Annotated in this window: 7 protein-coding genes and 2 pseudogenes; 4 read left to right on the forward strand and 5 right to left on the reverse strand. The window is 40.4% G+C overall.

The window, feature by feature from the left end; translation table 11 throughout:
- From ACR2F3_RS14150 to ACR2F3_RS14165, 4 genes and pseudogenes are all read left to right on the forward strand, one after another.
- Positions 1-1,065 (forward strand): ABC transporter permease (locus ACR2F3_RS14150; protein ID WP_432710630.1); only part of this gene is annotated, 1,065 nt, incomplete at its 5' end.
- Positions 1,066-1,074: 9 nt separating this feature from the next.
- The gene (locus ACR2F3_RS14155) at positions 1,075-2,541 is read left to right on the forward strand and encodes an alkaline phosphatase family protein (protein WP_432710631.1); all 1,467 of its coding nucleotides are present in this window, start codon (positions 1,075-1,077) and stop codon (positions 2,539-2,541) included.
- Entirely contained in the window at positions 2,528-3,625 is a 1,098-nt protein-coding gene (locus tag ACR2F3_RS14160; RefSeq protein WP_432710632.1) for a lysylphosphatidylglycerol synthase transmembrane domain-containing protein, read from the forward strand. The genes ACR2F3_RS14155 and ACR2F3_RS14160 overlap by 14 nt, the downstream gene beginning before the upstream one ends.
- 97 nt (positions 3,626-3,722) lie before the next feature.
- Positions 3,723-4,406: pseudogene (locus ACR2F3_RS14165) on the forward strand (NADPH-dependent F420 reductase); the annotation flags it as partial.
- Between the two features lie 79 nt (positions 4,407-4,485).
- On the opposite strand, the gene ACR2F3_RS14170 reads toward ACR2F3_RS14165, so the two are convergent.
- The 5 genes and pseudogenes from ACR2F3_RS14170 to ACR2F3_RS14190 all read right to left on the reverse strand — a co-directional run.
- Positions 4,486-5,622 (reverse strand): glycoside hydrolase family 43 protein, encoded by a 1,137-nt coding sequence (locus tag ACR2F3_RS14170; protein WP_432710633.1) that lies wholly within the window; start codon positions 5,620-5,622, stop codon positions 4,486-4,488.
- Positions 5,623-5,815: 193 nt separating this feature from the next.
- Positions 5,816-6,652, reverse strand: coding sequence for an endonuclease/exonuclease/phosphatase family protein (locus ACR2F3_RS14175; RefSeq protein ID WP_432710634.1), 837 nt, complete (start codon positions 6,650-6,652; stop codon positions 5,816-5,818).
- Positions 6,653-6,688: 36 nt separating this feature from the next.
- Positions 6,689-8,464, reverse strand: a complete 1,776-nt coding sequence (locus ACR2F3_RS14180) for a RagB/SusD family nutrient uptake outer membrane protein (protein WP_432710635.1) — start codon at positions 8,462-8,464, stop codon at positions 6,689-6,691.
- A 27-nt stretch (positions 8,465-8,491) separates the two neighbouring features.
- Positions 8,492-11,722 (reverse strand): SusC/RagA family TonB-linked outer membrane protein, encoded by a 3,231-nt coding sequence (locus ACR2F3_RS14185; RefSeq protein ID WP_432710636.1) that lies wholly within the window; start codon positions 11,720-11,722, stop codon positions 8,492-8,494.
- A gap of 202 nt (positions 11,723-11,924) precedes the next feature.
- A pseudogene (locus ACR2F3_RS14190) lies at positions 11,925-12,373 on the reverse strand (hypothetical protein); the annotation flags it as partial.

The raw sequence follows: 12,373 nt of genomic DNA on the forward strand, positions 1-12,373 counted from the left end.
ATATTGGCAGTGATATTTATATTGCCCTTATTCCAGCTGATTGTAATGCCATGGGCAGCCGACTTCGAAGTGAAAAATGTAAACATTGCGTATGTTGACCACGACCACAGCAGCTATTCCCAACAATTGGAAAATAAAATCGCATCATCGGGATATTTCAAAATAGTAGGCAACGCTAATTCCTTCAAAGAGGGAATGGCATTGATTGAGTACGGCACTGCCGATTTAGTACTTGAAATACCCTCCGGTTTTGAAAGGAATCTGGTACGTGAGAAAAGCCAGAAAATTAACCTTTCTGTTGATGCGATAAACGGTACTAAATCATCCTTAGGCGGCGCATATCTCCTTCAGGTAATAGCCGACTTTAACAGCAATCTTGATGTGAACATAAAATCACCCAATGGACAGCCTCAAGTACCAGTTGCAAAAATTTCGATAAAAACAACTAATTGGTATAATCCAAGAGCAGATTACAAAAACTATATGGTTCCGGGCATATTGGTACTGTTGCTCACGATGATCGCAGGATTCCTTAGTGCAATGAACATTGTAAAGGAAAAAGAGATAGGAACAATTGAGCAAATCAATGTAACACCTATACAGAAATGGCAGTTCATCCTCGGTAAGCTCATTCCATTTTGGATTATTGGCATTATTGTATTTACGCTCGGGCTAATTGTAATGTACGTGATTTACGGAATTATTCCTAAAGGCAGCTTATGGGTACTCTATCTGTTAACAGCAGTTTACCTGATAGCTATGATGGGTTTAGGGTTATTGATTTCCACATTTTCCGACTCTCAATTACAAGCAATGTTCATCTCCGTTTTCTTTATAATGATATTTGTGCTGATGAGCGGTGCTTTTACCCCGGTCGATAGTATGCCGGATTGGGCGGTTTTAATTTCAGACCTCACCCCTGTAACTCATTTCATCAAGGTTGTCCGCTTGATTGTCTTAAAAGGCGCAGGCTTACCACAGATAAAAAATGAATTAGGCTACCTCGCATTGTTTGCCGTAGTATTAAACGGTTTTGCAATATGGAATTATAGAAAAACGACTTAATATAATGCTATGAGATGTTTATCTGGGACAAACAAAAAAAGAACTGTCTTCTATCTGCTCGATGGAGCAAGGCCAGACATTTTAACTGATTTAATTGCTGCTGGAACACTCCCGAATTTAAAAAGAATAGTTGATGACGGTACCTTCAGAATAGCGACAACCTGCTTTCCTTCTACAACAGGACCGGCTTATCTGCCGATTTTAACCGGACATTTTCCTGGCACAATGAATATTCCCGGCATTCGCTGGTTTAACAAAAAAGCGTTTAAACGATCCCGCTGGAATACCATGGCTATGCGCTCTTACTGTGGTCCGGAAGCTAGTTACTTTAATACGGATATGCCAGCTGAGAAACCAACTTTATTTGACCTGTTGGGCGATTCTTATAACTTATATAACATGATCACCAGAAATATCTCAGCTGAATTTGATCTTGGTAAAAAGGGAAAAAGTTTACTTTACACCCGCGCTCACTTTGGTAAAAGGCACCATCCTGTAGATATACAAGGTCATGAAAGGATTATGAAGCTATTGAAAAGTGGTAAAGATTTTGATTTTCTTTTTGCCGTGTTTCCAAGTGTGGACTGGGATTCTCATTATCATCACATCAAAGATCACCGTACTATTGAAGCTTATAAAATAGCTGATAATAGCATAGGAGAAGTACGGGCGCTGCTAGAAGAAAAAGGGTGGTGGGACAATACCCTATTTATGCTTGCCTCCGATCATGGCTTAACACCCACGCATACACATTTTGATTTGAGCGACTGGATGACTGCTCAGGGATTAAAAGCAGTTAGTTACCCTATGATTTGGAAAGCTAACCCTAAATGTGCGGTGATGATTTCTGGAAATTCCTTTGGGAGTATACACCTGCTTGATCATGAAGGCGATCATGTTTTGCATCAACCAGAACTGATGAAACTCTTTGGTGAGGAACGGCTCACCGCTTTAGTTAATCAAAAGGCGGTTGATTTTATCACTTACCGGGGATATCACAAGGGAGAATATTATGTACAGAATGGTCAGGGTAAGGCATTAATTACCTATCATGAAGAAAAATATGATTACCAGCCGTTGGATGCCGATCCTTTCTCAATAGGGCCAATATCTGCAGCAAGTCATCTTGCAGCACTTGAACTAACCGTTGAAAGTAACTATCCGGATGCACTGGTGCAGATTGTACAGTTGTTTAATGGAGACCGGGCCGGTGACATCATTGTGAGTGCGGCAAATGGGTATGATCTACGTGATTTCTGGGAATACCCAGAACATAAAGGCTCTCATGGGTCCCTTACTAAAGAACATATCCTTGTACCTATGCTTTACAATCAAAAAGGCTGGGCAGATCATGCCGCCAGGACTTCAGATATATTTCCTAGCATTTTGAAGTGGATGAATAAACCCCCTGTGCCATGTGAGGGGGTTGCTTTAAATAGTATTGCAAATTCTATCATTCTAGATGAATCCAGATAATCAAATGCGACAAGAAGAAGTGGTTAAAAATAAAACTAAAGCGTTCAATGCTGTCTTTAATAAAAATGTAATTTATAAAGGCTGTTTATGGTTAGGCCTGATCACGGTTGCTTCTATCGCTGTGATTTTCTTCTATAATCATACCGGTGATACTGTTAAAGCGCTTTCTAGTATTAAAATTAAATTTATTTTTGTATGCCTGGTGATGTTATTTACTGACCTCATGCTCGGCAGCTGGAGAAATCATATTTTTATTCGAAAGTTATACCCTAAGATATCTCATTGGGTAAGTTTCCAGGCTAATGTGGTAAACATTTTTATGGGTGCAGTTACCCCATTTCACAGTGGAGCAGCGCCTGGTCAGATATATGTTTACAACCGCCACCATGTTAAGGTTTTGGATGCTTTTATAGTGAGCCTGATCAATATGGGCTCAACCCTGCTATTTATGCCAATGGCAGGGATATTTGCCATATTTATCATGAATAATGAATTAGATAGCGGGATGATCGTAATGCTGCTTAAGTATGGTTTCTCTGTTTTCTTTATTCTTCTCCTCGCATTTCTCCTTGCATTTTGGAAGCCGTTATGGGTTGGAATGATGTTAAAGAAGCTTTCCAGAGCCTTCGGTAATATCTTCGCATCTAAAAAGGTGAAAGCCGAAAAATGGGGATTAACATCGTTCAATAATATCCTGAAGTATCAACAATTATGCAGTAAGTTATTAAAGCAGAATCCTATGCTTTTCCCTACGAGTTTACTGATCACCACATTGCTCTACTTTAATAAATACTGCATGCAATATGTAATTTTATTAGGCTTGGGTGTACGTCCAGATCTTTTGGAGGTGATTAGCATTCAGATTTTAATCCAGTTTATGATTTACTTTGCCCCTAGTCCTGGTGGCAGTGGTTTTGCTGAAGCTGGCATTGCAGTACTTTTTGCTAAAATCGTTCCTGCTTCTGTTTTATCAATTTTTATCTTGTTGCAACGTTCGTTTCTTTTGTTCATTCCCGCACTCATTGGAGCATTTGTGGTTATTGCTTTATTAAAAAAGCACACAACTGAGGCTAATCGGCCTTGAATCGATATTCTTCATCGAGAAGTTATTTTAAGAAAAAACTTTTGATCAGTTTTTTGGGTTATGTTTATTTCCACATCGGAATAAAACAAATCCAGGAAACATGAAAATAGGAATTATTGGATCAGGAAATATAGGTACCGCACTTGTACACCACTTCACAAAACTTGGGCATGAAGTCAGGGTCGCCAACTCACGAGGCCCCGAAACTTTAACTGAACTTGCAGCAGAAACAGGTGCAATAGCAGCAACGGCAGAACAGGCTGCAGCGGCAGAAGACCTCGTTATTATTACCATTCCGGAAAAAGCGGTACCACAACTGCCGATTGCTGTTCTTTCAGCATCGAAGGCGATCATTGTTGATACCGGGAATTACTATCCTACCCGAGATGGTGAACTTAAAGAAATAGTTGAGGGCATGCCCGATAGTGCCTGGGTTGCCAGCATAATTGGTCATCCTGTGATCAAAGCCTTCAACAACATCTTCGCGGCAAGTCTGGCACAGAAGGGTGTTCCGGCGGGAAGCCCAAACCGGATCGCACTTTCCGTGGCAGGCGACGACGAATCTGAAAAACAGGTTGTCAAGCAACTGATTGATGCCATGGGCTTTGATGCCATTGATGGTGGCACAATATCAGAATCCTGGAGGCAGGAACCAGGCACGCCGGCATATTGCCATGATATGGACAAAGGAACATTGGAATCTGCTTTAAAACAAGCTGACCTTAGCAAACGAGCGGAGTACCGTGCGGCTGCAGATGAACAAGCACGTGCGTTTTTTTAATAAAGCATAACCAAATGCAATCTTTATACACAAATAAACCTTTAATATTTTGTTATAAGATCAATGATCACCTGAATAGCTAAAGCGAAGCTGCAGGCTTTTTTTGTGGTTGGGTAGTTGGACCGAATATGGTGATTTTACCTTTTTCAACTTTCATCCTATCAATAAACACCACCCTCTCCGAGCCTGTAGCGGTCGTTCTTCCATGATAAACGCAAAACATTTCCTTACCATCAGGAGAATAAACTATGCTATTGTGCCCTGTACCAGACACTATGCCTCCCTTATTTGTGTTCCTATGCAAAATCGGATTGTTTTTTGCTTTTTTAAAAGGGCCTAAAGGAGACGAAGAGGTGGCATAACCCACGGCATAATGTTCGCCACCGAAATGGTTTGCAGAATACATAATATAGTAAATGCCGTCTTTTTTAAAGGTTACTGAGCCTTCAGTCCACCTGCGGTTTACTTCTCCGCTAGTTACAGACAGGCTTTCCCAGGCAGCCTGCTTGTCCTTTAACTTTATCGGTGGACGAAGGATTAATACTGGTTCACCTATCACACCTGAAAAATCTGGTTTCAGCTCTACACCATAAACCCAGCTTTCTTCAATTTCGTTAAACTTACCGCTTTTACGAGCCTGCTTAGCTATTTCGCTCTCGATAGGATGTTTATAGGCCGCCCTTGAATAATATAAATACGCTTTGCCATTGGTATCAAAAAACACATTTGCGTCGATAATCGGGTAGCCAGGATCGAAAAGTGGTTTCGGTGCCAGGTCAACAAAAGGCCCTGTAGGTTTGTCGGACACCGCAACTCCGATTTTAAAGTTTTCCATTTCTTTCTCCGGATTGATTTTCCATTGTGCGCTGTAAAAGAGATAGAATTTGCCTTTTACTTCGTACACCTCCGGTGCCCAGTAAGCTCCGTCCCACGGGGTGTTGGGATCGCTCCATCCATTTTTATTGTCATGGAAATAAACCTGTCCTTCCTGCTTCCAGTTAACTAGGTCTTTAGAAGAATAGGCTGAAAAACCTCTGTCTGCCACCCCTCCGGTGCCGTACATATAATAAATACCATCAGTGGATAAAATAAAGGGGTCTCCCAATTGCACATTTAAAGGATTTGTGTAAACAATCTCTTGACTTTTTAATTGGGTTTGGGCCATTGTAGCCTTAACTAATATTAAAAAAATAATAATCAAGAATTCTTTTCTCATATAGCTTGGTGGATTAGGAAAATGACAGTACAGGGCACTAAAATACGAAATGTAACATAACCGAAAGTCGCAATTCATTCTTTTTGATCTTTCTGTTCCATTTCCAGGCAGAATTCTCCCTGATGCATAAAAAAAGCCGTTGTATATCCTTAAACATACAACGGCTTTACTACATTAAAATGCAGATGGTTTATTACAAATCTAAAACAGCCACTATTGGAAAATGATCAGAAGGAAATTTTCCAAAATAGGTATCTGTAAGGATTCCCCATTTCTTTGCCTTAAAGTGGTTAGTCATAAAGATATGATCGATTACCCGCATACCCTGTGGGGTTTTGAAACCATTAGAAGAAGAATTATTCTGGTAAGGGTATTTTACCTTTCCATGAACATCTTCTAAAATTTCCGAGTTTGCAATGGTTTTATACCATTCACTTTCCCTGTCGCCATTGAAATCGCCGGTGAGCACAACTGGTTTATTGCCTGCAATTTCTTTAATCTTTTGCAGCATCAATTTTCCACTCTCCACGCGGGCTGTCTTACCCTGATGGTCAAAATGGACATTAAACACATAAAACATTTTTTTTGTGTTCACATCTTTGAGGTAAACCCAGGAGCAAATGCGGTTGCAGCAGGTGGCGTCCCAACCTTTCCCCGGTTTGCCGGGTGTTTCAGAAAGCCAGAAGTCACCTTTCTCTAAAAGAGTATACTTATCTTTCAAGTAATAGATCGCCGAATGTTCGCCACCCTCCTGGCCATCATCGCGACCCTTTCCATACCGCTCATATTCAGGAAGGGCTGAACTCATATCGTCGAGCTGGTGTTTTAGTCCCTCTTGAGTTCCAAACACATCAAATTCGTGAAAGCGGATCAGGTTGGCCACCACCGGGGCACGGTCTACCCATAAATTTCCTGTGTCTCGCTGATTGGCATAACGTATATTAAAACTTGCTATGGTCAATGATTGTGCACTAAGGCCTAAAGCTAAGCTGTAAAAGAAGGCCGTAAAAACTAGGAATCTTAATTTCATACTATAATTTATTTTAGTCAATGGGATAGCGGTAACTTATTGCCAACCTGCGTTTTGCCCGAGTGCAGGGTTCCTTTGTAAATCGACCTGAGGAATCGGATAGTAATACATTTTATCATCCCATTTGCGTGGAATTTCTTTCATCCAAATGAGCTCTCCTGAACTGCCGTTTTTAAGTAGTTGTGAATTAGTTCTTCCACCTACTGTAGGAGACACATTTACATAGGTAACACCTGGCACTGCAGTGGGTGCTGTTCCCTGATAAAAGGCTACATCGAGCACGCCATCTTCATTCAGATCCATTGGGGTAGCAAGTGAAGGAACGTAAAAACCATTCCATTCCTGTTCCATAAGCTGCCCTCTTTTCCATCTGAGCAGATCACTGAAACGAAATCCTTCCAAACTGAGTTCAATACCTCTTTCGCGTCTGATTTCAAGGATAGAAGCATCATTTATGCCTGGAAAATAATTGGTGGCCAGATAAGGATCAACCTGCGTGGGTTTCGATAACAACCCACCTGTGATACCACCTCTTTCCCGAAGTTTACCTACAGTCATCGCCCAATCAGCATCTGTCAGTGTACCTAACTCTGCTTTTGCCTCTGCATAGTTTAATAGAACTTCTGCATATCGATAAAGCGCAATTGCATTATTGTTTAATGAACCTGCGTCATAGTAGGTATCATCCAGGGTCCATTTAATAGGCTGGTAACCTGTAAACGTATAGGAAAACAAAGGAGGTGCGGCTACCTGTACACCACCGCTTACCCTTTTGTAATCACCTGAGCGGATAGTTTGTTTAAGCCTTAAATCCCTGTTTTTAACCTCATCTTTAAATACCATAGTCCTGTAAGCAGGATCGCTGGTAAAAGGTGTTCCATCCAATTTTAAGTACGTATTGATAAAGGTCCTGGTAAAACTTGCTTTTGCGCCATAGGTTCCGCTGGTCCACCACCAATTTGCATCATGAAGTACATTCAAGGTAAGGTCGCTGATTGATGATTGTATCACTTCAGTTGCAACAGGCACTGTACTAATGAAAACCTGACGATAAGAATTTCCTGGACCGCCAGCAGTATTTAAAGAATATCCACCATTATCCATGATGAATTTAGCAGATACTGCGGCATCGTTTAACCAAGAGTTCGCACTTGCCTGAAGACCTAGTTCTGTATGGTATTTTCTAAAAGTACCCTCGAAAAGACATAACCTTGACTTAAGTGCATAAGCTACATTTCTTGTTACTGTAGTTCGCGAGGGGTCATTACCTGCAGTAATGTTCTCGCAAGCAAAATTGATATCAGCAAGAACAGAATCCATAACCAGTTCACGCTTATTTCTTGCGCCGTATAACGCAGGGTCATCAATCGCAAGCGGTTTTCCTATCCATGGAACATCTCCGAATCTCTTTATCTTCTCTAGATAAAAATACGCCCTGTAATACCGGGCAATTCCTGAATAGTTATTTCTGACAGCTGCTGGTACTTTGGGATCATTGTTATTTTCAAGAAAATAATTGATATTCCTAAGGTCTTTCCAATCCCAGCCTGTACTTAAATTAGCCCCGTAAGCGCCAGGTTGAAGGAAGGTCTCCACAGCCCTTACCGCTAAGTAGTCAGACATCGCATCGCCTGTGGTTGAGCTCTTTGGCAGGAAAGACATCGAATAAAATGAATTCGTGTATAACTTCAGCCCTGATTCTGTACTAAAGACGGCTGTTTTTGTTGCTGTTGATTCGGGTTCCTGATCCAGTGTTTCGCATGAAGCAAAAGCCATTAAGCATAATAGGATCCATAAATATTGTTTTTTCATGATGATTCTGTAATGTTAAGTTTTTTATTAAAATCCGACATTTAAACCCAGAGAAACACTTTTCATCATCGGGTAATTGTATCCATCGCCGTTTTTGCTGTCCTTATTTAAATCCTGATCTGATGGCACTGCGTTCTCCACATCTATCGTTTTCACGATCTTATAAAGCGGTGAAAAAGTCCATAGATTTTCTCCTGAGAAAAACAGCTTTGCGTTCCTTGCCCCAATCTTTGCAAGAAGCTTTACCGGAAGATTATAACCTACCTGAATATTTTTCATCCTTAAATAGGCTACGTTCTGCAAGTATCTTGTTTGAGCCACACCAAGTGTCCGGTTCGTATTGTTGGAGGCCGCACGTGACATGGTTCTTGGAAAATAAGCATCTGTATTTTCTGGTGTCCACATATTCCCAAGGTGAAAGGTCGGAATGTTATTGTAAGGCCTGTTGTATTGCCCCCAGAACATTTCGGTTTCTGTACTTGGATACCATTGTTGCTTACCTACGCCCTGGAAAAAAGTAGAGAAAAAGAAACTGTTCCAATCTGCGCCCAGGTTGATACCATATAAATATCTCGGTGCAAAATTTCCGATTATTTTCCTGTCACCAGGATTGGAAACACTGTTATCACCAACGTTGATAAAACCATCGCCATTAAGGTCTTTTAATTTGATGTCCCCAGGATACCAGATATTTGTGGGTGATGCACGCATCTGTGGGCTTTGCTTAGCATGTGAATCAATATCTTGCTGATCTATAAAAAAACCTTCCGTTTCATAACCCCAGATCTCGCCGATTACCTGTCCTTCGTAATAATCACTTAACAACCTGTCAGGGTTGTTATACCTTGTGATTTTAGATTTGTTGTCGGCTAGCGTTAACCTCACATTGTATCTAAGTGGTTTAGCCGAATCTTTACCAATCTGGTCGTTCCAGCCAAGAGATAATTCCCAACCCCTGGTTTCCAAATCTGCATAGTTACCCTTTGGAACGGTGTTCCCAAAAATAGCAGGGGCAGTTAAACCCAGGGTAAACATGTCAGTCGTTTTACGGATATAAGCGTCTCCAGAAAATGACAAACGACTATTAAGCATGGAAAAGTCCAATCCCAGGTTGCTTGTGGTAGAGGTCTCCCAGGTAATACCATTAGGAAGCACGTCCGGCTGACTGGTTGTTTGTGGTCGTACACCATTCAGGATTGCGCCCGATTGAACAATTTTAAAGATTTCCTGATAAGCATATGAAGCAATATTTCCATTTCCAAGCGACCCATAGGATGCCCGGATTTTTAAGTCAGAAATAACATCAGGAGAAACTTTCCAGAACGGCTCCTGGTTAATACGCCATCCGGCTGATACAGAAGGGAAGAAGCCGTAACGCTGGTCTGATGGAAACTTGGATGATCCATCGTAACGGGCATTTACCTCTAATAAATACCTGTCTTTAAAAGAGTAGTTTAATCTTGAAAAGCCCCCTAATATAGCCCATTTTTCAAAACCGCCTTCAGGTCTGATAGATTGTCCGAGCGCTAAATTCAGGTCGGTTCCATCTTCAAAGATTAAACCATTTCTTTGTATATATAGCCTGTTATCTGTGGATTGCTCGTAATTATATCCCGCCATCGCTTTCAGATAGTGTACATCTTTGAAGGTATGCTCAAATTCTGCATAGATGTTGGTGGCAAGGTATTGGATTTGATTTCTTTCAAAAGTAAGGTCATTAGTCGTTGTACCTACATGGGCAATCTGTCCTTCAATATTACTGTAAGGCACTTGTACACGCCTTTGATTTACATTATTATCTGCGTTTCTAAAAGTAAAATCTGCATTGATCCTGAATTTGTTATCAAAAAACTTTGCTTTAAGTCCGGTAATATTTCTAAATAGCTGCCTTTTAGTGTCTATTCCATTTTTTCCATAATAAAAATCACCCACTGTATACGCTGCTGTAAAGGTGAGCGAACCATCTGGATTAAACATAGGAACAGTTGGCTTGCCCTCGTCGGCAATGTTACGCCATATTCCCCCGCCTTCACCAACGTTAAGTGGATTGTGGTATTGCATAACAGAGAAATCGGCATTATTCTCCAATGTCAACCAAGGGAAAATGTCTACCGAGCCTCTTGCACGAATATTTTTCATATTATAATCATCCGTATTATATCTGAATAAACCATTCTGGTTTAAAAATCGTCCCGACACCAAGAAAGATGCTTTATCTGAGCTACCGCTTACCGATAAATTATTCTCCGTTGCTGTAGTATTATCTTTATACAAGTGGTTGTACCAATCCGTACTTCCGTAATAGGTGTATTCACCAGTAAGTGGGTTGATTTCTACTTCATTATAAGGCTGCCCTGACTCAGACCTCCTCTTAAATTCATCTAAATAAGCTTGAGAAAATTTTTGTGTTTTATTGGCGTTTTGAGGAAAAGCGCCATCACCATTAATAAATGCTTCTGAAAACATTTTGGCCCAGGTATAACCATCTGTAACAAAATCAGGGGTTTGAAGTGGGGCCTTTACAGCAACGTTTGTTGAATAATTAATACTTGTTCTCCCCTTTGCTGGTTTCTTTGTGGTAATGAGCACCACACCAAACACACCTCTTGCACCATAAATGGAAGCAGAAGCCGCATCCTTTAACATAGAGATGCTTTCAATGTCATTAGGATTAAGCAGGCTCGGGTCACCTTCAAATCCGTCAATTAAAACCAGGGCACTTCCTCCCTGCCCAATGGACGTTGTGCCCCTGATATTAAATTTTGGGGATTGTGTGGGTTTACCATCCATCATTTTGATGTTCAGGTTTGGCATAACACCCTGAAGTCCTTGTGAAAGATTGGGAATGGGCCTGTTTTCTAAAACTTCACTGGTAACCTGGTCAACAGCACCTGTTAGGTTCGCTTTCTTTTGTACTCCAAAACCCACCACAACAATTTCGTTTAAGGTTTGGTTGTCTTCCTTAAGCACTACGGTAAGGTTGGTTCGGTTTCCTACAGCAACTTCCTGGGTGGTAAAGCCCACATAAGAAAAGACGAGGACATCATCATTAGTTACTTCACTGATCTGAAATTTTCCATTTAAGTCAGTACTTGTTTGAATTTTTTTTCCTTTTACAGTAATACTGATCCCCGGAATGGGGCGGTTGTCACTATCATTTACAGTTCCGCTGATCATTCTCGACTGTGCATATGTGCACAAACTGAGAAAGATAAGAATCACCGACAAGATAGTTTTTAGTCTGGTAGTTTTTTTCATTTCCATACGCGTTTAAATTGGTTCGAAGCTAAATGCTTCAATTTAAAGCTAGTAATAATTTTAAGGAAATTTTATGTTAACTCACCAGAATTTATTTATAAAATTGACAATTGTTTACCACATATGACACCTAGTAAAGTAGCTAGATGGAAAGCTTCATGAGGTAGGAAATGAAAAAATTGAAAGATTATAAGTAAATCTGTCAAGACTCTGGCATCAACTTTTTGCTTTTTAATAAGCTTTCGTTTTTAAGCTTATATTGGTTAAATCCTGCTTTTAACTTGTTCAGCAATTTGTTGTCAACAATAGGCTCGATGTCAAAACCTGGATTTATAGAGAATAACTGGCCCCCATCTAAAAAGTAAAGCCCCATAATATAATTATGCAGGACCGTTTTGCCCTGTTTGAGTGGATATTCATGAATATTCCGAAAACTTTTGTTTACATCCAGTCCAGTACCAACCCATGTTACTTTATCAGGAGTTTTCATATGGTAACTATTTTTCAGAAATACTACTATAGAAGGTGCAAGGTCAAAATGTGAAGATATAGCACTTATATTTACACTACTTCTTAGCATTGGTGAATAAATAATTAGCGGAACATGGTAACGATCAATTTTTGTTGAAAGCGGAATTTCTGGTAAGCGAT

Origin of the sequence: Pedobacter sp. (assembly GCF_045627485.1) — a bacterium.
GTDB lineage: Bacteria > Bacteroidota > Bacteroidia > Sphingobacteriales > Sphingobacteriaceae > Pedobacter.

Bases quoted from the DNA above. Each gene is read 5' to 3' on its own strand.
- ACR2F3_RS14170 (WP_432710633.1), bottom strand. From the start codon at position 5,622: ATGAGAAAAGAATTCTTGATTATTATTTTTTTAATATTAGTTAAGGCT.
- ACR2F3_RS14180 (WP_432710635.1), bottom strand. From the start codon at position 8,464: ATGAAAAAACAATATTTATGGATCCTATTATGCTTAATGGCTTTTGCT.
- ACR2F3_RS14155 (WP_432710631.1), top strand. From the start codon at position 1,075: ATGAGATGTTTATCTGGGACAAACAAAAAAAGAACTGTCTTCTATCTG.
- ACR2F3_RS14160 (WP_432710632.1), top strand. From the start codon at position 2,528: ATGAATCCAGATAATCAAATGCGACAAGAAGAAGTGGTTAAAAATAAA.
- ACR2F3_RS14185 (WP_432710636.1), bottom strand. From the start codon at position 11,722: ATGAAAAAAACTACCAGACTAAAAACTATCTTGTCGGTGATTCTTATC.
- ACR2F3_RS14175 (WP_432710634.1), bottom strand. From the start codon at position 6,652: ATGAAATTAAGATTCCTAGTTTTTACGGCCTTCTTTTACAGCTTAGCT.